At 45.4% G+C, this 25,428-nt stretch carries 27 protein-coding genes; 7 read left to right on the top strand and 20 right to left on the bottom strand.

Features of this window, described 5'->3' with window-relative positions; all coding sequences use genetic code 11:
• Positions 1 to 60 precede the first annotated feature (60 nt).
• Together IQ270_RS06130 and IQ270_RS06125 are read left to right on the top strand one after the other, a co-directional pair.
• Positions 61 to 456 carry a hypothetical protein gene (locus IQ270_RS06130; RefSeq protein ID WP_193972358.1) on the top strand — a complete coding sequence of 132 codons (396 nt, stop codon included), beginning with the start codon at positions 61 to 63 and terminating at the stop codon, positions 454 to 456.
• A complete protein-coding gene (locus IQ270_RS06125) occupies positions 453 to 905 on the top strand; it encodes an FHA domain-containing protein (protein ID WP_193972357.1) in 453 nt (150 codons plus the stop codon). Before IQ270_RS06130 ends, IQ270_RS06125 begins: the two co-directional genes overlap by 4 nt.
• A gap of 469 nt (positions 906 to 1,374) precedes the next feature.
• Here the strand turns inward: IQ270_RS06125 and IQ270_RS06120 are convergent, their stop codons facing one another.
• Positions 1,375 to 1,953: a DUF1997 domain-containing protein gene (locus IQ270_RS06120; protein ID WP_193972356.1), complete on the bottom strand. Its 579-nt coding sequence runs from the start codon at positions 1,951 to 1,953 to the stop codon at positions 1,375 to 1,377.
• 213 nt (positions 1,954 to 2,166) lie between these two features.
• On the opposite strand from IQ270_RS06120, the gene pheA reads away from it, so the two are divergent.
• Positions 2,167 to 3,114 carry a prephenate dehydratase gene (gene pheA, locus IQ270_RS06115; RefSeq protein WP_193972355.1) on the top strand — a complete coding sequence of 316 codons (948 nt, stop codon included), beginning with the start codon at positions 2,167 to 2,169 and terminating at the stop codon, positions 3,112 to 3,114.
• Between the two features lie 41 nt (positions 3,115 to 3,155).
• Complete coding sequence (locus tag IQ270_RS06110; RefSeq protein ID WP_193972354.1) at positions 3,156 to 3,800, top strand: pentapeptide repeat-containing protein; 645 nt, start codon at positions 3,156 to 3,158, stop codon at positions 3,798 to 3,800.
• 33 nt (positions 3,801 to 3,833) lie between these two features.
• Here the strand turns inward: IQ270_RS06110 and IQ270_RS06105 are convergent, their stop codons facing one another.
• The 11 genes from IQ270_RS06105 to rpsL form a co-directional block, all read right to left on the bottom strand.
• Positions 3,834 to 4,775 carry a PspA/IM30 family protein gene (locus IQ270_RS06105; RefSeq protein WP_193972353.1) on the bottom strand — a complete coding sequence of 314 codons (942 nt, stop codon included), beginning with the start codon at positions 4,773 to 4,775 and terminating at the stop codon, positions 3,834 to 3,836.
• A gap of 325 nt (positions 4,776 to 5,100) precedes the next feature.
• Positions 5,101 to 5,742 carry an LON peptidase substrate-binding domain-containing protein gene (locus IQ270_RS06100; protein ID WP_193972352.1) on the bottom strand — a complete coding sequence of 214 codons (642 nt, stop codon included), beginning with the start codon at positions 5,740 to 5,742 and terminating at the stop codon, positions 5,101 to 5,103.
• 228 nt (positions 5,743 to 5,970) lie between these two features.
• Positions 5,971 to 6,228, bottom strand: coding sequence for a hypothetical protein (locus tag IQ270_RS06095; RefSeq protein WP_193972351.1), 258 nt, complete (start codon positions 6,226 to 6,228; stop codon positions 5,971 to 5,973).
• Between the two features lie 14 nt (positions 6,229 to 6,242).
• Complete coding sequence (locus IQ270_RS06090; RefSeq protein WP_193972350.1) at positions 6,243 to 9,116, bottom strand: leucine-rich repeat domain-containing protein; 2,874 nt, start codon at positions 9,114 to 9,116, stop codon at positions 6,243 to 6,245.
• A 152-nt stretch (positions 9,117 to 9,268) separates the two neighbouring features.
• Entirely contained in the window at positions 9,269 to 9,631 is a 363-nt protein-coding gene (locus IQ270_RS06085; protein ID WP_193972349.1) for a DUF5615 family PIN-like protein, read from the bottom strand.
• A 3-nt stretch (positions 9,632 to 9,634) separates the two neighbouring features.
• Positions 9,635 to 9,973: a DUF433 domain-containing protein gene (locus tag IQ270_RS06080; protein WP_193972348.1), complete on the bottom strand. Its 339-nt coding sequence runs from the start codon at positions 9,971 to 9,973 to the stop codon at positions 9,635 to 9,637.
• Positions 9,974 to 10,492: 519 nt separating this feature from the next.
• Positions 10,493 to 10,801 (bottom strand): 30S ribosomal protein S10, encoded by a 309-nt coding sequence (gene rpsJ, locus IQ270_RS06075; protein ID WP_202798556.1) that lies wholly within the window; start codon positions 10,799 to 10,801, stop codon positions 10,493 to 10,495.
• A 247-nt stretch (positions 10,802 to 11,048) separates the two neighbouring features.
• A complete protein-coding gene (gene tuf / locus IQ270_RS06070) occupies positions 11,049 to 12,278 on the bottom strand; it encodes an elongation factor Tu (protein WP_193972347.1) in 1,230 nt (409 codons plus the stop codon).
• Positions 12,279 to 12,380: 102 nt separating this feature from the next.
• On the bottom strand, positions 12,381 to 14,453 hold the full coding sequence (gene fusA / locus IQ270_RS06065; RefSeq protein ID WP_193972346.1) for an elongation factor G: 2,073 nt from the start codon (positions 14,451 to 14,453) through the stop codon (positions 12,381 to 12,383).
• A gap of 333 nt (positions 14,454 to 14,786) precedes the next feature.
• On the bottom strand, positions 14,787 to 15,257 hold the full coding sequence (gene rpsG / locus IQ270_RS06060; protein ID WP_106150481.1) for a 30S ribosomal protein S7: 471 nt from the start codon (positions 15,255 to 15,257) through the stop codon (positions 14,787 to 14,789).
• A 122-nt stretch (positions 15,258 to 15,379) separates the two neighbouring features.
• A complete protein-coding gene (gene rpsL / locus IQ270_RS06055) occupies positions 15,380 to 15,760 on the bottom strand; it encodes a 30S ribosomal protein S12 (RefSeq protein WP_193972345.1) in 381 nt (126 codons plus the stop codon).
• 805 nt (positions 15,761 to 16,565) lie between these two features.
• On the opposite strand from rpsL, the gene IQ270_RS06050 reads away from it, so the two are divergent.
• A complete protein-coding gene (locus IQ270_RS06050; protein WP_193972344.1) occupies positions 16,566 to 17,417 on the top strand; it encodes an Npun_R2479 family HD domain-containing metalloprotein in 852 nt (283 codons plus the stop codon).
• Between the two features lie 416 nt (positions 17,418 to 17,833).
• Here IQ270_RS06050 and IQ270_RS30740 read toward each other — a convergent pair whose 3' ends face one another.
• From IQ270_RS30740 to IQ270_RS06010, 8 genes are all read right to left on the bottom strand, one after another.
• Positions 17,834 to 18,037: a hypothetical protein gene (locus tag IQ270_RS30740; protein WP_228056115.1), complete on the bottom strand. Its 204-nt coding sequence runs from the start codon at positions 18,035 to 18,037 to the stop codon at positions 17,834 to 17,836.
• Positions 18,038 to 18,116: 79 nt separating this feature from the next.
• On the bottom strand, positions 18,117 to 18,419 hold the full coding sequence (locus IQ270_RS06040) for a helix-turn-helix domain-containing protein (RefSeq protein WP_193972343.1): 303 nt from the start codon (positions 18,417 to 18,419) through the stop codon (positions 18,117 to 18,119).
• A gap of 382 nt (positions 18,420 to 18,801) precedes the next feature.
• Complete coding sequence (locus IQ270_RS06035) at positions 18,802 to 19,539, bottom strand: response regulator transcription factor (protein ID WP_193972366.1); 738 nt, start codon at positions 19,537 to 19,539, stop codon at positions 18,802 to 18,804.
• Between the two features lie 421 nt (positions 19,540 to 19,960).
• On the bottom strand, positions 19,961 to 20,938 hold the full coding sequence (locus IQ270_RS06030) for an FTR1 family protein (RefSeq protein WP_193972342.1): 978 nt from the start codon (positions 20,936 to 20,938) through the stop codon (positions 19,961 to 19,963).
• A gap of 111 nt (positions 20,939 to 21,049) precedes the next feature.
• Positions 21,050 to 21,484 carry a bacterioferritin gene (locus IQ270_RS06025; protein WP_193972341.1) on the bottom strand — a complete coding sequence of 145 codons (435 nt, stop codon included), beginning with the start codon at positions 21,482 to 21,484 and terminating at the stop codon, positions 21,050 to 21,052.
• A 365-nt stretch (positions 21,485 to 21,849) separates the two neighbouring features.
• Complete coding sequence (locus IQ270_RS06020) at positions 21,850 to 22,170, bottom strand: hypothetical protein (protein ID WP_193972340.1); 321 nt, start codon at positions 22,168 to 22,170, stop codon at positions 21,850 to 21,852.
• Positions 22,171 to 22,861: 691 nt separating this feature from the next.
• The gene (locus IQ270_RS30735) at positions 22,862 to 23,071 is read right to left on the bottom strand and encodes a hypothetical protein (protein WP_228056114.1); all 210 of its coding nucleotides are present in this window, start codon (positions 23,069 to 23,071) and stop codon (positions 22,862 to 22,864) included.
• Positions 23,072 to 23,366: 295 nt separating this feature from the next.
• On the bottom strand, positions 23,367 to 23,534 hold the full coding sequence (locus tag IQ270_RS06010) for a hypothetical protein (protein ID WP_193972339.1): 168 nt from the start codon (positions 23,532 to 23,534) through the stop codon (positions 23,367 to 23,369).
• A gap of 309 nt (positions 23,535 to 23,843) precedes the next feature.
• Here IQ270_RS06010 and IQ270_RS06005 point away from each other — a divergent pair, with 309 nt between their 5' ends.
• Positions 23,844 to 24,770: an energy-coupling factor ABC transporter permease gene (locus IQ270_RS06005; RefSeq protein WP_193972338.1), complete on the top strand. Its 927-nt coding sequence runs from the start codon at positions 23,844 to 23,846 to the stop codon at positions 24,768 to 24,770.
• Positions 24,763 to 25,416, top strand: a complete 654-nt coding sequence (locus IQ270_RS06000; RefSeq protein ID WP_193972337.1) for an energy-coupling factor transporter transmembrane protein EcfT — start codon at positions 24,763 to 24,765, stop codon at positions 25,414 to 25,416. The genes IQ270_RS06005 and IQ270_RS06000 overlap by 8 nt, the downstream gene beginning before the upstream one ends.
• Positions 25,417 to 25,428: the final 12 nt, after the last annotated feature.

Below are 25,428 nucleotides of genomic sequence, written 5' to 3'. Positions count from 1 at the left end.
GCACCGGCCGATCGGTATTTTCGCAGCAGGAGATTGAGGCTTTGGGTGCCAGGAATTCCAGTGCTGCTCAAAGCATTGTATTCTATAGGTATTGAATTAATCAGGAAAATGTTAGCAACTCGAAAAAACTTATGTCGTTTGATACAACTGACATCTTGCACGATTCTCAGCAAGAGTCAAGATGCCTGCTCCCCAACAAAATTGATCTTTTGTGGAACAGGCATCTTGCCTGTTCATAAAAGGCTAATTGAGAATGGTGCAATATCTCAGATACAACCGACTATTATTTTATCTAGAAACTGTGGTAGAAATAAGTGGTTAACTTCTGTAGAGCGAATCAGTCGCCACCCACTTACCGCCCCCTTTAAAATCAATTTTTTTGCGGTTTTATGCCAAAAAATCGATATTGAAGCATACCCGTTTCTTTCTGGCGGCGGAGTGTCAAAACATCAGTGATTACCTTAACTCTGCTACATCCTATCCAGTCAGTCCCCGTTCAGAGGTGGTGTTTTGAATCCGCATCCGTGGTTCGGATCGGTCGATCGAACGACAATGATGTAATTATTTACAGCGCTGTGGTTTCCCGCCACCACGTAGAGTTGTGGAATCACGCCAATGGCTGGGAAATTATTAATTTTGGTGCTAACGGTACTTATGTAGATGATAGACCGATCGCTCAGGTGTCAGTCGCCGACGGGATGACGATTCGCTTGGGCAATTCCGGACCCAAAATCCGGATTCGAGTAGGCGCGACTTTGAAACCGGATACAATTAGCAGGCCGCCACAGCCCCAATATATCGCTCAAGAGGACGAATCCAAAGAGAAATCGACTGCTTGGCCTTTCGGTGTAGGAATCATTGAAGACGATGAAGAGGGAGCCCAGACTTATATCGATCTTGACTGATCTGTCGCCCTGCTAGCGGGCAAAATCAAACAAAGCTGAGGGTGCACTATTTAATCGTCAAACTAAATATCTCGGCAATTAAGCTGCTTTTTGTCCAAATATGCCGCTAAATTAATTAACAGCTTCTGTTACATAAGATTGACACAAAGTGGAAAATACCCACATCTAGGGCATTTTTGACACTTACCTAAAGCAGCAGGGCGAGAGTGCTGCAAGATCGATCGCAGCCTGAGTATCTTGCCATCAATGAACGTTCTTGCAGATTGAGTTTTAGTTCTAGTTTGATGGCCTACACGAGCGCAAAGATTAGGGCTAAAAGTATCAGTGAATTTGAGATTTATACCTAGGAAGAGGGTGAATTGCCGTCTTTGAAGATGCAGGCTTTGGTGCGCGACGAGAGCGTCGGTAATGTCGGCAAAATCGTTAAATGTCAATTAAACCGCTATCCACCAGCATCTCTAGTACAAAATCACCCTTCTAAAGATAAGATTTGGGGGATATCGCTCGATATTACCTCTATTTCGCTGCTTGCCCACTGGCGGTAATCTAAGAGCAACTGGTGCATCAAGCGCTGTTTGACGCTCTGCAGCACGCTTTTGAGCAAGCCGTTGCCCGTTGCTTCTAAAATCGGTTTGGGCGTCAGCCAAAACGGCGGTGGTAATTCTACTTGCACTTCCAAATCGGCTTTTCCCTTTAAGTATGTTATCCCGCCACTTTGGTCTGCTGCAAGCTGTCCTTTAAGATTGAGAGCAAAGCGATCGTTTATATAACCCACGCCCCGAATTTCGCAAGCGACGGACTCCAAATTGATTGTGCCGTCTGACTGCGCCCACACCCTCATGTCTACTGTGGGTTGAATGCTCAGCATCATAAATTGTAACGGCCGCATTTTGAGGCGGAAACAGTCCTCGGTTAACTGCTGCGTGCGAGTGCGATCGACTAAAGCGTTCACCAGTCGCTTCGGCTGGCGCAGATAATGTTGAATGGGAACCCGTTCATCTGGCACGGCGATCTCAACCGATTGCGAAGAATTAAAGCGAATATACATGAGAAGATATCAATATATAGGATTCGTAAGTATATCTTAATAAACTATAGCCTTTCTCAGGTGACATAAGTCTCGCATTAACTCGCGTAATCCCCCAATGTCATCCGAGAAATCACGGATCGAAGCTTTCGGGGATCGGGCTAGTTTTGCGCTCGTACCTGCTGCCCGATCGAAGTAAAGCAACACAGTTGTCACGTAAAATTGCCGATAATTATGAAAATTTCGTTAGCCAAGCCCTCGAAGACGATCGCACATCTGGGCCCTATAGGTACTAATGCAGAAACAGCAGCTCTAGCTTATGTCAATTGCTTGAGTCTGGAAACTAACTTTGAATACACCCTGTGTCCTTATTCCACTATTTCTCAGGCACTAGAGGCATCTGCCTCTGGGCTGGTTGATGTGTCAATTGTGCCGGTGGAAAATTCCATAGAAGGCAGCGTGACTGTCACCCTAGATACGCTGTGGCGACTCGATGGGCTCGGCATTCAACACGCATTGGTTTTGCCGATTTCCCACGCGCTGCTGTCAAATGCTCAAAGTTTTAACGAGATTCAAAAAGTTTACTCTCATCCGCAAGCGCTAGCTCAGTGTCAGTTGTGGTTGAGCCAGTTTATCCCTGGGGCTGAGTTGATTCCGGCGAATTCAACCACCGAAGCCTTGCAGTACCTGGAAGATAGAAGTATAGCGGCAATCTCTGCCCCAAGAGCTGCCGAACTCTACAAATTACCCGTGCTAGCGAGCCCGATTAATGATTATCCCGACAATTACACTCGATTTTGGGTGCTGAGCAAAAGTGCCCGAAAACTGGGAAACGTCGCCAAATCCGGCGATTCATCAATTACATCCGCTACCAAATCAGCGGCTAACTCGGCTCCGGATGCAGCGCCTGCCAATTGCACTCACACCTCACTAGCTTTTAGCGTACCTGCCAACAGGCCGGGATCGCTTGTAAAGCCTTTGCAAGTATTTGCCAGTCGCGGTATTAATTTAAGTCGCATTGAATCTCGGCCGACAAAAAGATCGCTCGGAGAATACATTTTCTTTATGGACGTTGAAGCGGATGCTTGTTCTACATTAGTGCGATCGGCACTAGAAGAATTGAAAAACCACACGGAAACTTTAAAAATCTTCGGCAGCTACACTGTACTGTCAGTAGTATAATTTGAAGTATAATTTTAAGTACAACTTAAGAGGCTAGTGAGATGGATGCTGATGAACTGTTGAAGCGATATGCAGCCGGAGAAAGAGATTTTCATGAAACCAACCTGAAAGAAGCTGATTTGCGAGAAGCTTTCCTGATTCATATTAATCTAGCCTGTGCCAATTTGAAAGAAATCAATTTAGCTTTGGCAGACCTAAGTTGGGCTAACTTAATTGGTGCCAACCTTGAGAATGCTTGTCTGCTAATGGCAAATCTAAATGGGGCAGATTTTAGTAAAGCAAATCTCAGTCAAGCCAAATTAACAGGGGCAGATTTGATAGACGCAAACCTGAAAAATGCCAACTTGGGCTACACCAAAATGATTGGTGTCAAATTGATTGGGGCAAACTTATCTGAGGCAAACCTGATGGAAGCTAACTTGATCGAAGCTTGCTTGGACGAAGCCAACCTGGAAAACACGAATCTCAGCGAGGTAAAACTGCGGGGCGCGAGTCTGAGAAAAGCCAACCTGAGAGGTGCATTTTTGTGCGAAAGTAACCTTCAGGGTGCGGATTTGAGAGAAGCTGACTTGCGCGGTGCTAATTTTAGCGGTGCCTTTTTATGCGGTGCTAACATAGAAAGTGCTAAGTTTGATGATGCAACAATTTTTAGCGGGGCGATTCATTTTTGCATCAGACAAGCCTGAAGTCTGGCAATATTGACGCCCAGAATCCAACAACTAAGGACTAAAAAATATAGTATTCATTTGGCTGAAAGTAGAGTTAATTTGCTCCTGTACCTTAGCAAAATGAAGCTGCATCTTGAGAATCTCTTTTTTAGAATTAGCTTCAGTAATCTTACTTTCCAAGGCCAGCAAGTTACGGTTGAGAGTTTCTACTCGTACAGTTTGATCGTCTAAGTGAATTTTTAGTTCTGCCACCTTATCCAACTCGATCTGCTTGCGAACCCAGGCATGGCGAACCAAGTTTTCATCTCCTTTCTGAAGTGCGATCAAAGCTCGCTGTTGCCACTGATTGGCTTGAGATTCAGCTTGATTGTACTGCCACTGAATCCGCAGTTGGGCGGAAATCGCGCTGCCAACGGCCTGACGCAGTTCTTTGAGGGGTTCTTGAATTTCTGAGAGTAACAAATCCCAAAGATTCATCAGTTCTCGAGTAAATTGTTCTCGTTCTACAGATACTACTAATGCTTCTAACAGCAACAAGTTTGGTTGCATCTGCAGGATAATTGTCTCAAATGTTAACTGTGCTTCTGACAACTCCCGATCGCTAGTTTTTTCTGAGACTGCAGTCGGTGAGTTATTTAATATTTTTTGAGTTTTGTCTGCGTCTGTTTTTGAGTCTAAACTTACAGGTACAAAGGCTTGTAATTTTTCGATCGCGATCGCACTTAGCTGTTGTCGCAGCAACTCGCAGGCCGCCCGCTGCACCGGGCCTGTTTCGGTTTGACAAATCTTGATGATTATTTTTAAGCCTGGATCTCCGTAATTTAAGGTTTCCTTCAGCGCGCTAATGCGATGTTGTTCGCTAACAGAACTAGACAGTCGGTGTTTGACTCCTGCTAGTCCGCCGAGCACCACACCGCCGACAGGAGGCGGCAGTTGACCGCCTCTAACTGCATCGTATGGTTTCGGTTGGTCGAGATTTTCTAACACAAGCATTTAATTCTGTAAAGAACCTAAGCTGTTGCGGCCTGTAAATTATATGTCAAAAAACAATTCCCCGAATGAGTGGGGTGGAAGCTGCCGCCCGCCCTGAACATACAATGTTTATTTGTCCGACAGCTTATCCGAACTTGTTTGAAGTTGTCGGTTAAACTGATATCTGTTTTCAAAAGAATCGAACTCGGTAGCCCGCGACCTCAACTTTTAGTCGATCGTTCATTCCCTCTTCGTTTAATCAAAAAATAAAAATCTTAAATAGTTCTGTGTTGTTTTAGCTTCTATGCAGGCAAAACCGAGCGTATTTTTTGCCTGCCAAAATGCGCTACTTGAGCGTATCTTTCAGTACAGTCCTTGCTGCTAAGTGATTGCGAGTAGAAGTTAAAATTTCGGTTTCGCGTTCCAATCTAGCAGCAGTATCTTGCAATTCTAAAAGGATTTGCTGTTCTGTGGCTGCGCCGTAAAGGTAGCTGGCTACCCAGTAGGACAACTCTGTGGGTAAGCTGGGAATGTCTTCTGGTAGGTCGATCGGCTGATCCATCAATTTGCTAGAGAGGCGAACTACATCGCGAAGCAGTTGTTCGACATCTTGACCCAAAGATCGGAGGTCTTTTTGGGGCGGTTCGTCTTCGATCCATTCTACCAGACCGACTAAATAGGGTTTTTCCCGAACTGCGTCGAGGACTCGGAAGCGCTGCTGTCCGAGAGTCATAATTTTCATGCGATCGTCTGGGAGTCGCTGACAGTGAATGACTTCGGCGCAACAGCCAACGGCTGAGACTTTGTTTTGGTTGGGGTCCCACATGAGTACACCGAAACGGCGATCGCCCTCCAGAATCGTATTCATCATAATTCGATAGCGAAACTCGAAAATTTGCAGCGGCAGGGGTCTACCGGGAAATAGAACCACTTCCGGCAACGGAAATAGGGGGAGTTCGCGAACTGCTACAGAGGATGAGGATGCCATTGTCGCTCAAAGGTGACGGTACTTGGGATTATTTTTATTACTTTAACTGATTTGAGGAATTCCGGGGTGGGGAACAGGGGCGATCGCCGGAAAATGCGCGGAGGGCGATCGAGGCTTGAGACCGATCGCGTAGGGTCAGAAACCGGGTTTTTGCCCAAAATCTTGGCTTGTTGCCCATAAATTCCCTAAAACCCGGTTTCTTTGGGCTGATGCGTCAGTCTCGATCGCTCATTTAGTGGCTGGCGGTAGCTGGATTTCGATACCCAGTTTGTTGCCGACATCGATCGCCGTATTCGCAAATTCCGTTACGCCTGCGATGCCAACTCCGATCGCCACCGCCGCCCCTACAATAGCTGTTAAACTTTTCTTTAATCTGCGTTTATCCCATTCGTTTTTCGGTTTCTGGATTTCCGCTTCCACATCTTCGATATCAATAATTAGATCATCGCGGACAACTTCGGGAAACTGCTCGCATTTGTCACGCAAAGATGCGATTAATTTCAGAATTTCTGCCGTATCCGCGTTATTGATTTGAGTGAATTATTGTTTTTAACTTCGTTGTCGCTGTCGGCAACACCAGATATCGGGCCGTTGAAAATGTTGGTTTTAGAAGTGTCAGTCATTTTTTTACCGTCGAAGTTGATGTTAACTTGAAGACTAGACTTATCTCCAGATTCAGGTCGATCGATTCCAGAAAGTCGCTCTTTCTCTTCCCATTGTTGCAAATTGTCCGGGAAATCTGCCATCAAGCCGCGCACATTGACCTTTTGATAAGATTTTTCGCATTCGACTTCGTAGCGGCCCTTGTCCAAACGGCGGCGCAGCCCCTCAAAATCGTAGAGGTGAGGTTCTTGGCTGCCTTTGCATTCAGAACAGTTGCATGGGATAAATTCTTTATATTTTAGGCGATCGTCGTAAGTAACATGGATTTTCCAGAGTTCGTGGCGGATACGGTCTAAAAGAGATTCTTTCCGCTTCCCGGAAACTCGAATGCGGATTTCTCGTTTGTGGTAATTCTCAATAACTTCAGCTTTGGCGTAATTGTCGGCGAGGATGACTCCATCGCGCCAGACAATATCACCTTTACCCTTTGGTAAATCGGATTGAGGGCGGTAGATTAACAAGTGCATTTCTACGATGAAGCGGGTAATAATGCCTTTGGGCATGAAGTCGTATTCGTAGCGCAAAATCAGGTTATCGGTGTCGTCCCAGTCGTAGTTGGGAATTTCGAGGGGGAGAAGTTGCGGGGCGATATATTGTCCTTGTTGGCAGGGGATTTCGTAACACAATTTGAAGTGTTTCATTAAGTGTAGCAGTTCATCGTGCAAGTCTCGGTATTGTGTGTCGCCCCAAATTTGCTTCAGGTTTTCTTGGGTGAAATACCCGTAATTGTCGATGATTTCTGCGTTGTCCGTGACTTCTCCATTGTCGGTAATTTTTTGGTTGCCTACGACTTTGTAAACAGCCTTAGTTGCCAATTCGGGACGCAGGATAACTACATTTTTGAGGATCGGATCTTTTTGGAAATGCAGGATAATACCCAAGTCGTGGAGGTATTTGCTGAGACCCAACATGGCGGGTTTATCCGACTTTTTGAAACCTTGGCTAACGCAGATGTTGAAAAATTCACCGACTTCGATGTGGGTTTGGCGTTGGGAATAGTTTTCCAAAGCGTGGCGGACATTTGCCCAGCGTTTCGGGATGGGCGTACTCATGTGTTCGAGGGTGGCGATGCGGTTTTGTAAGGCGCGTTGCAGGGCTTCCAGTCCGCGATTGGTGGCGAGATTGGTAGCGAAATCTTTTTCTAGGTTGGGAAAGTCCCGCCGCTGTTGGGAGAGGTTGATTTCGCAGCGGATGTCTTCTTTTTCGTTTTGGACGAGAAAGACGGGACTGCCGTTGCTGAGGAGTTCGATGATTCTCAGCCAGTAGCAGAGGTTGGGGTTTTGGCGGCGGTTATCGACGAGGAGGACATACAGAGAACGTTCGGTGAGGAAAAATTGGTGGGTGGCGTGGTAGATTTCCTGTCCGCCAAAGTCCCAGACGTGAACGCGGAAAGGTTTGCCATTGGGTTGTGGGAATTCCCAGGATAGGACATCAATGCCTTCGGTGGTGGGTTCTCGTTCTTTGAGTTCGTAGTTGGGGTTGAGGAGTTTGTTGGCTAGGGTGGTTTTTCCCGCTTCGCCTTCGCCGACAATCAAAAGTTTGGCTTCGTTGAGTTCTTCGGTAGCGTCGGGGTCGCGGGTTTGGAAGTAGAAATCAAGAATAGTAAGCAAATCGCCCGGTTGATATGATTGATTGCTGCCCAGGATTTCCGGCGGAATTGGTATCGGATTGCCCCGCAAATCCAGTTGTTCCAGTTGCTCCATTTTCCCCAGCACTTCGGGAATTTCTGTAATCTGATTGAAACTGAGGTGAATCTGTGTCAAATTCGACAGTTTTCCCAGCACTTCGGGAATTTCTGTAATCTGATTGTTAGTGAGGTAAAGCTCTGTCAAATTCGACAGTTTTCCCAGCACTTCGGGAATTTCTGTAATCTGATTGGTACTGAGGTAAAGCTCTGTCAAATTCGACAGCTTGCCCAGCACTTCGGGAATTTCTGTAATCTGATTGTCACTGAGGTCAAGCAGTGTCAAATTCGACAGTTTTCCCAGCACTTCGGCAATTTCTGTAATCTGATTGTTCCAGAGGTGAATCTGTGTCAAATTCGACAGTTTTCCCAGCACTTCGGGAATTTCTGTAATCTGATTGGCACTGAGGTGAATCTGTGTCAAATTCGACAGTTTTCCCAGCACTTCGGGAATTTCTGTAATCTGATTGGCACTGAGGTAAAGCTGTGTCAAATTCGACAGTTTTCCCAGCACTTCGGGAATTTCTGTAATCTGATTGGTACTGAGGTAAAGCTCTGTCAAATTCGACAGTTTCCCCAGCACTTCGGGAATTTCTGTAATCTGATTGTTACTGAGGTAAAGCTGTGTCAAATTCGACAGTTTTCCCAGCACTTCGGGAATTTCTGTAATCTGATTGGTACTGAGGTCAAGCTGTGTCAAATTCGACAGTTTGCCCAGCACTTCGGGAATTTCTGTAATCTGATTGTTAGTGAGGTAAAGCTCTGTCAAATTCGACAGTTTCCCCAGCACTTCGGGAATTTCTGTAATCTGATTGTTCCAGAGGTAAAGCTGTGTCAAATTCGACAGTTTTCCCAGCAGTTCGGGAATTTCTGTAATCTGATTGAAACTGAGGTTAAGCTGTCTCAAATTCGACATTTTGCCAATCTCCGGCGGCAATTCCTTCAACCCCAACCTTGCCAAATCCAGTTGAGTCAATTGTTCCGCCGCCGCTATGTCAATTCGCCGCAGTGCTTCTTCTCGCGTCATACCTTTTCTCTCTCCGTAGTCTTCGTATTATTACGCATCACAACCAAAGAAACCCGCGCATCACAATCCAAGAAACCGGGTTTTTTTGAGTTTCTACATTTGTAACGAAATATTCTCGTAAAAACCCGGTTTCTGGTCACCCGCGTATCAGTTTATGTTAATGGAAGATGGACGATCCGATCTTGGTATTCATCATCGAATGAACCATCAGCAATCAAAATTAATTCCTCAATATTTTGCCCAATACTTAAATCTGAGTTGAGAAGGAAAATCCCTGGAATATGTCTGCCTTCAGCCATATTATCTGCCAGATGGACGGGCATTGACTTGCGGTTGTTCGTCACTAAAATAAAACCGTTATCCTCACACCAAATCAAAATCTCCGGATCGAGCGTACTTTTCGGAGGCGTACCAATATCGCCCACTGCCCAAACTACTAAATCTGGGCGTTTCCGGCGAAGCTGTGTGGCATAAATTGGCGTAACATTCTCATCCATAAAATATTTAAGCCCCATTCATCAAGCACCCTGGATCGCATTTTGCTTTTCCCGTTCAGCTTTCAATTTTCGCAATCTTTCCGCAGCGGGATGAGGATTTGCTGCTTGCATTTTTCGCTGTTGATGCGACCATTCCAACCAATCTTGTATATATTGACTTACTGATTCCTTGTTTAGTAAATAATACAAAATAGTCGTGTAAACTTCTGCTAAAGTTAGAGATGGATAAAGTTGCTGAATTTCTTCAGGGGTGCGTTCCCGATACAAATACTCATACAGCACCGTTTCAATCCCGATGCGATGTCCTTTAATCCTAATATCGTCCGGTGCCAAGAAATCAAAATACTGATTCAGTTCCATATTTAAACTTCCTTTTTTAGTAATTTACTATTATATAGCCTTTCTCAGTTAGGTGAGGTACAGGGTAATGGGTAATGGGTAATGGGTAATGGGTAATGGGGCATGAGGATCGTGGGTATAGGGCATTACTAAGAGACTGTTGGCGAATCAATAAAGGGCTTCACCCCTTACCCCTAAAAATAGTGGTTCTAGACTAAATGTCTAATTGACCATATAGCTCTTAACTACCAATAGTGAACGGAAATACAGCCTCAAGCGAGGTGAGGGGTAACACCCTGGGCGAATTCGCCAACAGTCTCTTACTAATTACCTATTACCTATTACCAATTCTCGACCGTACCTCATCTTTCTGAGAAAGGCTATACATCACACCAAAGAAACCGGGTTTTTTCCTATTTCTACGGCTGTTATCAAGTATTATGGCAAAAACCAGGTTTCTGACTACCCGTACATTTGATAAAAAAAGGAACAATGTATTTTTCCATTGTTCCTTCTTTTGTTATTTCCGAAACTGTCAATCTACAGCTTGACTTCGATATCTACGCCGGCTGGCAAATCCAGTTTCATCAAAGCGTCAATTGTTTTAGCAGAAGGCTGATGAATGTCGATGATGCGGCGGTGCGTGCGGGTTTCAAAGTGTTCGCGAGAATCTTTGTCAACGTGGGGCGATCGCAGCAAGCAATAAATCCGCCGTTTTGTCGGTAGGGGAATCGGGCCGATCGCAGTGGCGGCTGTCCGATTTGCTGTATCTACAATCTTTTCGCATGATGCGTCTAGAATGCGTCTGTCAAAAGCTTTGAGGCGAATGCGAATTTTTTGCTGTTGAATTGTTGCCATTTTGGTTTCTTGAATTTTCTAGGTTCTGTTTGTTATTTGTTATTTGTTATTTGTTATTTGTTATTTGTTACTTGTTATTTGTTACTTGTTATCGAACATTTAATCAATAACTACTAACTACTAACCAATAACTACCAACCAATAACTACCAACCAATAACTACTAACTACTCACTAAATAGCAGAAAAGCCTATTTACATTTGGCGGCTTTTCTGCTAATTAGGCTGTTAGCGTAGTCCTACTTGAGGATTTTGGAAACAACACCAGCGCCGACGGTGCGGCCGCCTTCGCGGATGGCGAAGCGCATTCCTTGTTCGATCGCGATCGGGTGAATCAGCTCAACAGTCATTTTAATCCGGTCACCTGGCATCACCATTTCAACCTCTGCACCGTCATCAGCCGTGAACGCTGCGATCGTGCCAGTTACATCAGTTGTACGAACGTAGAACTGAGGGCGGTAGCCGGAGAAGAAGGGCGTGTGACGACCACCTTCTTCCTTCTTCAGAATGTAAACTTCAGATTCAAACTGAGTGTGAGGACTGATAGATTTTGGCTTAGCAATTACCATGCCTCTTTCAATATCAGCCTTCAAAATCCCCCGCAGAAGTAGACCCACATTATCGCCGGCCAAACCTTCATCCAACGACTTGGTGAACATTTCCACACCAGTCACCGTAGTGCTGCGAGTGTCCTTAAGACCGATCACTTCCACTGTTTCGCCGACTTTGACTTTCCCGCGCTCAATCCTGCCGGTAGCCACAGTACCCCGACCTGTAATCGAGAATACGTCTTCAACTGCCATCAAGAAAGGCTTGTCTATTTCGCGTTCTGGAGTAGGGATGTAAGAATCGACTTCTTCCATCAGCTTGTAAATCTTGTCAACCCACTCATTTTCGCCCTTGATTGTCTTGGGATTAGCCAGCATCGCTTCGAGAGCTTTCAATCCCGAACCAGTCACGATGGGGATATTATCACCATCAAAATCGTAAGAGCTCAATAGTTCGCGAACTTCCAGTTCTACCAATTCCAACAGTTCAGCGTCATCCACCATGTCTTCCTTGTTCAGGAAGACAACCAGGCTGGGAACCCCAACTTGCTTAGCTAGCAGGATGTGTTCGCGAGTCTGAGGCATGGGGCCGTCTGCTGCTGAAACTACGAGGATGCCGCCGTCCATTTGAGCTGCACCGGTGATCATGTTTTTCACATAGTCAGCGTGTCCGGGACAATCAACGTGAGCGTAGTGACGCTCTGTGGTTTCGTATTCTACGTGAGCGGTATTGATCGTAATACCCCGTGCTTTTTCTTCGGGTGCAGCGTCGATGTCGGCGTAGTTCTTCCCCTTTGCTTGACCCAGTGCAGATAGAGTCATCGTAATCGCGGCGGTCAAGGTTGTTTTGCCGTGGTCAACGTGACCGATCGTGCCGATGTTTACGTGGGGTTTGTTCCGTTCAAATTTTGCGCGTGCCATTCTCGATCTGTTCCTTGTTTTTTTTAGCGATTTTAGACTTGAGATTTTAGATTCTAGACTTTGGATTCAATCCAAAATCCAAAATCTAAAATCCAAAAATCATTAGTTTCCTTTGTTCTTAGCGATAATGGCTTCAGCCACATTTCGCGGCACTTCTTCGTAATGGCTGAATTCCATTGTGAAGATGCCTCGACCTTGGGTTTTCGAGCGAATGTCGGTAGCGTAACCAAACATTTCTGCTAGTGGAACCTTTACAGAAACTTTGGCAGTTCCCCGATCCGTCTCTTGACCCTCGATCTGACCCCGACGCGAGTTGAGGTCTCCGATGACGTTCCCGATGTAATCTTCGGGAACTTCTACCTCTACTTTCATCATAGGCTCTAGCAGCACTGGCGACGCCTTCATCACGGCTTCTTTGATCGCCATTGAACCGGCGATCTTAAATGCCATTTCTGAGGAGTCTACGTCGTGAAAAGACCCGTCTACCATAGTAGCTTTGAGGTCGATCACGGGATATCCTGCTACAATACCCGATTCGCAGGCTTCTTTCATCCCTTGTTCGGCAGGGCCGATGTACTCTTTGGGTACAGTGCCGCCGACAATTTTGGAGACAAATTCAAAGCCGGTTCCTACTTCTGTTGGTTCGAGTTCGATCACGACGTGACCGTACTGACCTTTACCGCCGCTTTGGCGGATAAATTTACCTTCGGCGCGGACGGCTTTGCGAATGGTTTCGCGGTAGGCTACTTGCGGCTGACCCACGTTGGCTTCTACTTTGAATTCCCGCAGCATTCTGTCTACCAGGATTTCCAGGTGCAGTTCGCCCATGCCGGCGATGACTGTCTGGTTGGTTTCTGGGTCAACGTTGACTCGGAAGGTAGGGTCTTCTTCGGAGAGGGACTGGAGGGCTTTGGAGAGCTTCTCCATGTCTTGTTTGGTTTTGGGTTCGACAGCCACGGAGATGACTGGTTCTGGAATAAACAGGGATTCCAGAATCACTGGGGAACCTTCTTCGCAGAGGGTGTCGCCTGTGAACGTGTCTTTCAAACCCAAGACTGCTCCCAAGTCTCCGGCGCGCAGTTCCTCAACTTCGATGCGATCGTCAGCTTTGAGGACAATTAAGCGAGAAACCCGCTCTTTTTTGTCTTTGGTGGAGTTGAGGACGTAGGTGCCTTTTTTGAGGATACCGGAGTAGACGCGAACGAAGGTCAGGCGGCCGTAGGGGTCTGCCATGATTTTGAACGCTAGGGCTGACAGTGGCGCGCTGTCGTCTGCTGGTCGTTCTGCGGTTTCGCCGTTGGGCAGGAGTCCTTGAATTGGGGGCACTTCCAAGGGCGAGGGCAGGTAGTCGATGACTGCATCTAACAACAACTGAACGCCTTTGTTTTTGAATGCCGAACCGCACAGCATGGGGACGATCGTACCTTCGACTGTTCCGCGGCGCAGGGCCGAGCGGATTTCGTCTTGCGTTAGTTCTTCGCCTTCGAGGTATTTCTCGGTGAGGGCGTCGCTGGTTTCTGCTACGGATTCGATCAGCTTGGTGCGGTATTCGGCGGCTAGTTCTTTTACCTCATCGGGGATTTCTATTTCCTCGATATCGGTGCCGGTGTTGTTGTTGTAGATGTAGGCTTTCATTTCGACTAAATCTACAATTCCCCGGAAGTTTTCTTCGCTGCCGATCGGGATTTGGACTGGTATCGCGTTCGCTCTCATCCGATCGCGAATTTGACCATACACCTTGTAGAAGTTTGCACCCATCCTGTCCATTTTGTTGACAAACACGATCCGGGGTACTTTGTACCGATCGGCTTGTCGCCAAACTGTTTCCGATTGCGGCTGCACTCCGCCTACCGAGCAGAACACTGCGATCGCTCCGTCGAGCACTCGCATCGAGCGTTCGACTTCGATCGTGAAGTCTACGTGTCCGGGAGTGTCGATGATGTTGATTTTGTAATCTTTCCAACTGGTGGTGATAGCAGCAGCAGTAATCGTGATGCCCCGTTCCCGCTCTTGCTCCATCCAGTCAGTGACTGCTGTTCCCTCGTGCACTTCACCCATTTTGTGAACCATGCCTGAATAGAACAGAATTCTTTCAGTTGTTGTTGTTTTGCCCGCGTCAATGTGGGCTGCGATGCCGATGTTGCGAGTTTTTTCTAGCGGGACGGTACGTGCCACAGCTACCTCCTTGATTTTGTGTTGCTGTTATAATACTATAATACTACACAGCACCCGATCTTGCACTCCCGAGCGACTTACCACATAAGTATATGGAGCTTTTTGTTACATTTTAATATTTTTTGCAACATTATGTTTACAAAAATATTAAGGATGCGACATGGAGGATTCAGAGAGTGCCTAAATTTGGATTTTCCCAGTTTTGAGTTTGCACGCGCGCGATCGCCGCTGCGTCCTGGCAGGCAACCTCAACACCCAAAACTTACACTTCCCAATTCCTCATCCGATGCTTTCATACCGCACGATCTGCCTCTTCTCCATGCCCGATTTGGCTTAGTACCGATAGTGAGCAAAAGCCTTGTTAGCTTCTGCCATGCGGTGTGTTTCTTCGCGTTTGCGAATAGCACTGCCTGTTTCGTTTGCTGCATCCATCAGTTCGTTAGCGAGCTTGGCGGCCATCGAGCGGCCGGTGCGGGCGCGGGCAAATCTGATCAGCCAGCGCAGGGCGAGGGTGGTTCCGCGATCGGAACGCACTTCCATCGGCACTTGGTAAGTCGCACCACCTACCCGGCGGGCTTTAACTTCTACCAGGGGTGTAGCGTTTTTGACTGCTTTTTCAAACAAGTCTAACGGTTCGGCTCCCGTGCGTTCTTGGATGGTTTTCATCGCGTCGTAGACGATGCTGGAGGCTACGGATTTTTTGCCGTGCTGCATGATCCGTCTTACCATCATGCTTACCAACCTGCTGTTGTAGGTTGGATCTGGCGGAACTGGACGTTTTTGAATGACTGTGCGGCGAGACATACTTTTATTCGAGTTTTTTGATTTTGATTGACTGAATTTGGGGTTTTGGACTCAACAAATTTAGATCGATGACGATCGAACTTATTTTTGCTTTCTCACCCGGGCGACCGATCAAGTCCGCGTTATTTTTTCTCTTTAGGACGCTTGGCTCCGTACTTGGAACGACCTTGCTTGCGGTCTTTAACTCCGGCGGTGTCTAATGTACCGCGAATGATGTGGTATCTAACTCCGGGCAAATCTTTTACCCGACCGCCCCGGATCATTACTACCGAGTGTTCTTGCAAGTTGTGACCGATACCCGGAATGTAGGCTGTCACTTCAAAACCAGATGTCAGTCGCACCCGAGCCACCTTCCGCAGCGCCGAGTTGGGTTTTTTCGGGGTGGTCGTGTACACTCTGGTGCAAACTCCGCGGCGCTGGGGGCAACTTTTGAGAGCTGGCGATTTGGTTTTTTTCTGCGTTTCTTCTCGTGCTGAACGGATGAGTTGCTGAATAGTGGGCATGAGTTACGGCATTTCTAGCTTTTTGCTGAATATAGTGATTTGGCGGCATCCGCACTGAAAGTCCCTTCCCCTCTGGGGGGACGGGATAAATGAAAATAATTATGGGTAAGTGAGGATACCAGACTCTATATGTTACACCATGAGACTTTTTTTGGCAAGGAATTTGCGAGGTCTTCGTCCGAACTTCCTTGGTTGCTGGAAGTTCGGACGAAGACCTCGCCGGAACCAGCCAATGGATATGTGGCCTATTATTAATTGAATCTCAACTGCGATCGGGGTCGCAGCCGCCAGCAAAATTTATGAAAATCGCCTCAGCATCTTCCAGAGACGCCCGTCAACTGAGAGGGTGCGATCGCATCACAGTCTGGGCCCGATCCATATCACATAAACTTATCTAAAATTGCCGGATAATCAGAAATATACATTCAGTTGACCGCAGATGAGAACCAAAACTTATATTCCCGAGCACACAATTTCCGAACTTTACTTAAACATATGGAAATCCGGTAAGATCGATCGGACTGTGTTCCACCAAATACAAAACGCAATTAATTCTGAAAGTTTAAAAAGTTCAGACGATCTAAAAATTGTCAGCAGGCTGCTCTACGCAGTGAGGCGGGGATGGGTGTCAGTAGTGGATCCAATTGCTTAGGAAAGTTGAGATAACTGCCTTCATGTAAGTACCAACCACCCACAAAGCCTGAATTAAATATAAGTTTTGAGTGAAGATTTTGCTCTAAATTCAAATAAACTAAAACTCGATCCACCGCTATTCAAAGGCAATATAAAGGTAAAATAACAGGGTATGTTTAATTCCACAGAACTGCTAATCGAGGCTTTCATTCAACAACTTGAGAACGGGTACAGCCGCACTTACGGAGGCTACAAATCCGACTATGCAGACATAATAGCCTGGGTGGGAGCAATGGCATTAGAAAACATAGCCAACAGCGACGCTCTTTATCACAATGTAGAACACGCCATTTGCATTACCTTAGTAGGTCAAGAAATCTTGCGGGGAAAACACATTCGCAAGGGCGGAGTATCCTGCGAAAACTGGCTCCACTACATCATTTCTTTGCTGTGCCAAGACATCGGATATGTCAAAGGAGTTTGTAGGCAAGACCAAGAATCAGAAGGACTGTATGCTACCGGAAAAGACGGCATGAGAGTTGCACTTGCTCCCGGTGCCACAGCGGCTAGCCTAGCTGCTTACCGAGTTGACAGAGCAAAACTTTTCATTGACGAGCGATTCGGCAACCACAAGCTAATTAATGCTGAGATAATTAAGCACAACATAGAACAAACTCGTTTCTCAGTGCTCGACGGCAATACCAACGAAGATGCAGTTAACTATTCTAGTTTAGTTCGCGGCGCTGACTTGATAGGTCAGCTCAGCAACCCACAATATTTGCAGAAAATTGGTGCGTTATTTTACGAGTTGGAAGAAAGCGGTGCTACTAAACTTTTAGGCTACCGACATCCGGGTGACTTGCTACAAAGCTACTCAAAGTTTTACTGGAGCAGCATTTATCCTCACATCAGCGAATCTCTCGGTTACTTGCAATTGACGCAGGAAGGCAAACAAATTGTTGCTAGTTTGTACGCTAATGTATTTCGGATGGAACACCAACGTAGCGATTCGGAAGTTGCTTGAGAACTCTCCCGAACTTTGGGTAATAAGTTAATCTAATGTCTGTTAATAGGTAATCGGTAATGCGTAATAGGTCAGGAGTCGATCGGCAATTACCTTTTTCCCAATTACCTTTTTCCCAATACTCCGGACAGTTTTTGGAACGATACTACAAGCTTACGCGGGGCAAGGATTCATAAAAAAGTCGAATTAAATGCCGCGTCAGGGAGGTAGCTGACATTGATTTAATTATCCACAGGGGCTGCGAAGTCAAGCGACAATAAGCCATTGGGCCATATAAAAACTGTCGGGACTATTGATACCTCACAAAGCTTGAGAACCGCGATATAAGCAACAATTATAATATATTGTCAAGTCTATTTAATAATATTTCTTACTTGTTTTAGTTGAAATATGTAACATAAAAATTTAACATATTGTCAAATCCAGTTGAGATCGCCATGAAGTAGATGACACTCATCTAAAAAAAATACTATTATTTGCCCAGATTCTATGCCAGCCTTGTTTTTGGTTAAAATATTGTTAATTTCTTCCCTCTTTTTTTTGACCAGTTCTGTATCTGATTTGGGATTAATTTTCTGAGTTTTTTTCCCAGGTAATCTTCGCCAGAGATAAAAGTTCATAGTAGCTCTGTTTTGATTTATAGCTGACACCAAATTCTCGCTCTAAATAAGTAACAAGCTCATCGAAATCCCAAGATTCTTAGGTCTTTAGGCATTCGATTACTTCAGTTTTTTGTAGAGATGTTAGATATCCTTTTGAGCCTTTATTTGCTAATTTAATCCCTGCGACACCTTTGGTTTTAAATTGTTTTTTCCAATAACCAATAAAAATTTTACTTACACCTAAAAATTTGCTGTTTTCATGGTAAGACTTACCTTCGATAGCCATCCTTACAGCTATTGCTCGTTTTATTTCTCTTACAGTTCGATCGCTTTTAATGAAAAATTCTAAAGCCACTCTTTCTTTTTCTATATCTTTCTGTGGCAGTTGTAAGTTATTCATTTTTATCGTCATAATTAATTATTGGATATAATTAGATCATAATAAGTGTAGAAAATGATTTAGGATTGCTATATATATCGGAATTTAGAAATTAGATGGGTTTACGCTGTAGTTTTAGTAAGGGTATTGTTGTTTAAGTAACTATTTAATCTTCTCGGAAAAGACAAGGTGGCAAAAGAAATCCGATACCTTCTTCTCGGCAAGCTTTGATCATAAAAGTAAGACTAAAAGATGGTGCAGGATTGTTTTTTCTGAATCAAGAGAGTTAATGGCTATTTGTTGACATATTCATCTCAAACTCCCAACCACAAAGCCTGAAAGCAAACGCTCTCAGGCTTTTCTAGTGAGATTTTTAACTGCTTGCGGCATCTGGCGCGCCGGTTCAAGCTGAGGATTTGGTTTCCTCGGCTACTTGCTCGTTGCTGGGCAACTCCAGACAGTAACCCGCCCCGTATACGGTTTTGATGTACCGAGGGTGGCGGGGATCGGGTTCCATCTTGGTTCTCAGGTGTCTGATGTGTACGCGAATGGTTTCGATGTCGTCGTCGGGGTCGTAGCCCCAAACTTCTTTGAGAATGTCGCTGGGAGAGACTGTTTGACCGTGCCTTTGGAGCAAGCAGTGCAGCAACTCGAATTCTAGGTGAGTCAGTTTGACGGTATTAACGTACCAAACAGCTTCAAACCTTTCGGGGACAAGGGTCAGTGGGCCGTAATTCAGGATTTCGGAGTGTTTGGCTGCTTGGGGGATGCGGTCTGTGCGCCTCAGCAATGCTCGCACTCGCGCCAGCATTTCTTCTAGTTCAAACGGTTTGGTCAGGTAGTCGTCGGCGCCGGAGTTGAAGCCTTCTACTTTGTCTTGAGTTTGACTTAAGGCTGTCAACATCAAGACGGGTATGTCTGCGGTACGATCGTCCCTACGCAAACGCTGACATACTGTGAATCCGTCTACTCTAGGCAGCATCAGGTCTAGGACGATCAGGTCGGGCAGCAGTTGTATTGCCAGTGCCTGACCTTTGATGCCGTCTTCTGCCTGGGTGACTTCGTAGCCAGCCATTTCTAGGTTGACGGCTACAAGTTCGGCGATCGCCGCGTCATCATCAATAACAAGTATCCGAGGCATCATTATTTATCTCATCGCTAACCAGATGGGGGAGGCTACAGCCTTCTGGGGGTTCCAGGTAACTTTAACGAACAATTTACTAATTTTAAGCTTCATTAAGGATTATAAGGTTTATTAAGAACTTTTTGAGCTTTGTAAATATTGTTGTACTAATTGTAAGCGCTAAGGGAGTCTATCAGAAAGGGCGATCGCCAAGAATCTTGTGGGCAGCAGGATATCTGCGTGCGGGCGAGACTTCTGAAGAGGGATTTTTCCTCAGATTTGAGGTTTTAGAGAAGATTTTGGGTGGGCAGGCAGGTACTGGGTTGAAAACTATAGCAATCCTAAATCATTTGTATAATTTATTCTGGAGTTCTTCATGGGTGGGAAAAAACCAGATCGAGGGTAGGCATTCTTGGCACTACTCTACAAATTTTGTGAATCATTTATGATTGCTATAGGGAGCAATATTTGTCTTTTGAGCAGGCTGAGTGTTGTTGCCCGCAACGGTAGGTTTCGCGCCTAGTTTTTGGAAATAAAGATTGCCGATTGTTGCTATAAATGTGATGTAAACTGCTGCTTGGATCAGATAAAGTCGATCTCTGTATCCAAATAGTGCTTTCAAAAAAACTCCCGGAAATTGCCGATCGGGCAAAATAGCTGCTGCATTCCACACCATCGGCCCTAAAATACAAGAGTGAATTTGTGCAGTGCGATCAAAATAAACACAAATCGCTGCATACTTATTATCCATCTGCGACAAAATGGCAGCCGCTTGGTCAAAATGTTTTAGGGCCGATACTGCTAAACCCGCAACAATTAACAGCAACAAAATTCCCATAAACTTGAAAAACTGGCGGATATCAATTTTGATACCCCACTTAAACAGCAGCGCCCCAAATATTGCAGCCCCAATCAAACCACCTAAAGCACCTAAAGCAGGACTTAAGCCTTGTTGAAATTGAGCGCTGACAAATATAACTGTTTCAAAACCTTCGCGAAGTACGGCGATAAAAATTAAGCCGAATACGCCCCAACCAGCTTTAGTATTTTCTGTCAAAGCGGCTGTAACTGCTCCTTCCACTTCTGCTTTGAGAAAGCGGGCTTGCTGAGTCATCCAAATTAACATCCAGCTTAGCATGGCGATCGCCACAATTCCCAACACCCCTTCTAATAGCTGTTTGATTGCAGGTGCGTAAGGCTGATTAGATGTTGATAGTGCGGCCAGCAATCCATTAAACAATAGACCGACAAAACCGCTAGCAGCAATGCCGGCTCCGACACCTGCATAAACCCAGGAATTGAGATTAGTTTGCTCGGCTTTTTTCAAGCAAGCTAGGACTATTCCGACGACCAAAGCAGCTTCAACGCCTTCGCGGAGGGTAATTACAAAAGTTGGGATAGCTTCAGTAAAGTTCATTTATGGGAATTGGGCAAACAGGGCAAACAGGGCATTTGGAAACAAGGAAAAAGGTAGAATTTGCGATTCTTCCTTGTTCCTTCTTCATTGTTCATTCTTCCTTCAATAAAATCAACTGTAATCCCGCAGCATTTTTTTGAGCTCTACTTGGTGCAATTCTTCTTGTCCGATCATTGTGCGGGCATATTCTTCGAGATAAACGCTAGAGTCTGTGACAACTTCAAGTAAGGATTTATACTGTTCTAGCGCTTTTTTTTCGTGATTTAAACTTTCTTCCAACAAGTCTTTGATGGAGTGTTTGTAGGTTTCTTCGATGGGGGCAATTCTCTGGCTGGGATGTCCGTCTAAACCTGTGAGAATTTCTCCAGCTTGTTGGGCGTGGACTAGGGATTCGTTTGCTTGTGCTTGAAAAAACTGCACGATGGGAATTCGGTTTGGCCCTGTAACCATTAGTGCATAGTGCGTGTAGCGCACTATTCCTGCTAGTTCCCATTCCATGATGGTGCATAGCAGTTCTTGGGTTTTTTTATCGTCGAGTTCTTTCATTGTTTGTCTGAGAGGTAGAATGCTTTACAGGGTGCTATTTATGATATCACATTTTAGTTGACAAGCAAAAGTAAGGTACATGATGTACACCTTACGGGAGAGATGTTGTATGTGAGTTAGCGGTTAACTTCTAAGGTTCCAGTGGGTGCAAATACTACTGTCAATTTAGTTAGGGGTGTTGTACTGCTGCTGGTAGTTTGGGCAGATTTGAGCAGATTTGGTAAAGGAGTTTCTTGGGTGTAATCCTGGGCTGGTTGATTGAGAGGCTCGAAATTGGCGATCGCCCATTCTTGACTTGCACAGACGCGATCGACTAGATTTTGTGTGAAGGTAGGGCTAGTCTGCCAACGTCGCTCAATGCGATCCTACACTTTGAGAGCTAATTCATCTAGTTGAGTGCGATCGATAATTGCTGCTGTCTGATTAGTCCCATCCACCGCCACAACTTCCTGATTAGCTGCTGATACAGGTGCAGCTTGGACAGTCTTATCTGTAGGGCTGCTCGCAAGAGGCGTTTGAGCGGAGTTATTAGTGAAAGGTACAGTTTTAGGAAGTTTTTCAGCCATTTTTTGCTGAGTGTCCGCAGCTAAATTATTTGTAGCAATCGGTGCGCTGCTGTTAGCCGCTGTTACTTGGGCCGGTTTATTAGCAACAGCACTAGCGGAGTTTTGCCCTTCAATTCTCAAAGACTTGGCGTGAAAACGGCGAAAGTTTTCTTTTTGACTAAGGCGCTACATTGTGATGGGAAAAGTCACAAAGAAAAGAGTCAAAACTCCGACGTCAACCCAGACTATTTTGTGCATCTCCCTGGCTGGGAGCGGCTTATTTTTTGTTGGGATCATCAAACCTCACATTAATTAAGTTAGGGCTTGTTGAAAAAGTCTTTTCGTTAAGGCATTGAGTCAGGAGTCATTCGATTTTAGATTTTAGGCTCGCGAATTAAATAACTTAGACAAGTTTGTGGGATGGGCGTCCCGCCCATCCCACCATAACCATCAAATGGTAAGTTATTTAATTCTCATTCCTTAGATTTTAGATTTTAGAGGCGACCCCACGGATAAATTCGGGGGCTTGAAGATTTTAGATTATCGAAGAACATCATTCTGGCTTAGGAATGAAAATTTAATAACTTAAGCGATTGGCTCGTTACCAGGAAGAGCCTGGTAATGCTTCTGGGGCGAGACTCTGCCTCTTTTTACCCCGGGCTTCTGGAGAGAGAGCAGTGTGGCAGATGTTTAATTTATTAAATTTTTTATCCTTAACAGGCTGTCCGGCTTGTGCCACAAAAATTTAATTTTCTTGTGGGTCGTTGCTCCTAGCCCGCCGATAAAAAGATGATGGAAAATGGTGCAAAATCTTAGATAGATTAACTGTTAACTACAAGGCGTGAATTTTAGCAACGCCAATTCCGCTTACCATGCCGCCCATTGCCAAAAACATGATTGCCATCAACGCGACGCAGGTAGCGGTTAAAATTGGGCGATTTTGTTGCTCTAAAATTGCATCGCCGTAGTTCCACAAAATCGACGCACAAGCTGCTGTCAAAGGTAATGTAAATAGCACGCTAAATTCGTGATATTCCGTCAAAACTTACTGCCATAAAGGTGAGTTTTATTTGGGCAAAGCTCTTGCTCAGCCGAAATTTATGACTGCTCGATAACGCATATAAGCCCAGTTGCCGATAGCAATGGCTAAAAAACTCAAAAAAGTTGACCAAAAGGCTAGGTACGCATTTGCGGCAAGATTTTACCGGCACCACGCAGCAAGGGAAATGCCAAATGTCTGGTATAAACCATTACTACTAATACGAATGTAACTGAATTGGTAGTTGAGTCTTCGAGTGAGTGTTGCAGGGCTGGCGGGTATCCTTGGTTGTGGATTGTTAGAGAAGGTATTTGAGAATAACTGCATTAGTATTTTGAGTTTCTTGAGAATGCAGCTCGTGCAGAAGAGATCGATCGCACGATCGCACGACGAAACACCGCAAAATACTGCTAAAACGAGATTTATTAGCAAAAAAATCCGACTTCTTAGTTTTTAGAGCACGCAAAACTTTTACTTTTACGAGATTATGGGCATTCTACCGCTTTTTTAGAAAGCTAGTAATGCAATTGCTTCTCAACAAAGTAGAATTAATCGAATTATTGACTTTCAGTTATTTTTTTTTTTTTAATATTTGTCTCAAAGCTTGATTTTTTAAGGATTTTGGCAATGAGTTGGTCGCAGATTATTGATAAATATTATCAATAAGCCGAAGATATGCAGATTCTGAAAAGAAAATCCCCTATGGGGGGATTGTAAAGTTTTGTAAAAAATAGTTGACTAAAGGGTTGGCAGTTCTATTATTTGGGATACATCAATGCACATACCTGATGGTTTTCTTTCACCGCCCGTAGCGATTGCCACCGGCATAGCAAGCGCAGCAGTAATTGCGGTTGCCCTAAATAAAACCCGCGCCAGTCTTGGATTGCGGCAAGCCCCAATCATGGGCTTAACCACAGCTTTCGTGTTTGCAGCCCAGATGATCAACTTTCCCGTAGCCGGCGGCACAAGCGGGCACTTGTTGGGAGGGGCGCTGGCATCTGTAGTTTTGGGGAGCCCTTGGGCAGCAACTCTGGCAATGAGCACGGTTTTTATCATTCAAAGCGTGTTGTTTGCAGACGGGGGCATCACCGCCCTGGGAGCCAATATTTTTAACATGGGGCTAGTCGGCATTTGGGTGGGCTGGTGGCTGTTGCAGCCGTTGCAGCAACTGTTGGGAGGTTCCAGAAACCGTTTGCCGCTAGCTGCGGGGATTGCAGGCGCGCTCAGCGTTGTTGCTGCTTCTATTTGTGTGGCGATCGAACTGGCAATTTCTGGTACTGTAGCGCTGAATATGGCATTGCCCGCAATGGTAGGCGTACATATTTTAATTGGCATTGGCGAAGGGGTAATTACAGGCGCAGTTTTAACTTATCTCGTCAAAGTGCGGCCGGATTTGTTACCAGGAGAACAGCCGCAATTGCAAAAATGGGTAGTGCCAGTAATCGGGATTTTATTAATTTCTGGAGTGCTTTCGCTGTTCGCTTCAAGTTGGCCCGACGGGTTAGAAGCGGTAGCAGAAAATTATGGCTTTAAAGATAAAGAAGCGGTGGCGATCGAAAATCCGACTCCTTTGGCAGATTACACAATTAAAGGATTAGAAGCACAGCCGATTGGTACCAGCATTGCTGGAGTTGTGGGTTCGGCAATCTGCTTCGGCGCGGCATTTGGTATTGCTCAATTGGTGAAACCCAAAGATGCTTAAACTCTCGATACCTTTTCGATTGCGACTGTCTCTGATAATTGTGATTGGGCTTGGTTTTATGAAGACAGGCGCTTGGCTGTGGCTGGGGATTTATGGTGCGATCGCACTTTTGTGGTCATTGTGGCTGAGAGCACCGCTGCGAACCCTGGTACAAATGTTAGGAGCAGAATTAATTTTTCTGTCATTGTTAGTGTTGCCACAAGGTTGGGAACGAGCGAGTTTTTTGTTGTTGCGTTCCCTAATCTGCCTGCTAATCATGAACAGTTTTCTGCTAACTTTGCCGCCCCACAGTTTCGGAATCGCCCTCAAAGGATTGCCCCTACCAGCAGGTTTGCAAGAGATTGTTCTTTTAGCAGGACAATACTTAGAAATCCTGCTGGCTGAAGTCAACCGCATGAAAAGATCCGCCCAACTGCGAGGCTTATCTGGTAAGGGAGGATGGCTGCGCTACGTCAGTGCTTCGACGATAGGAGCGCTTTATTTGCGAAGTCTCGATCGCGCAGAAAGAGTACACGCAGCCATGCTAATTCGCGGCTATCAAGGAACATTGCCCGCCGACACGCGATCGACACCAAAACAGCGAATGTGGCTGACAGTAGCAATTTTAACCGCAACCGGATTAACAATAGCTTCTTATGTTAAGTAGTCAGTAGTCAGT

It is taken from the genome of Microcoleus sp. LEGE 07076, assembly GCF_015207455.1.
GTDB lineage: Bacteria > Cyanobacteriota > Cyanobacteriia > Cyanobacteriales > Microcoleaceae > Microcoleus.
Note: the sequence above shows the minus strand (reverse complement) of the source record. Positions and strands in the feature narration are given on the sequence as shown.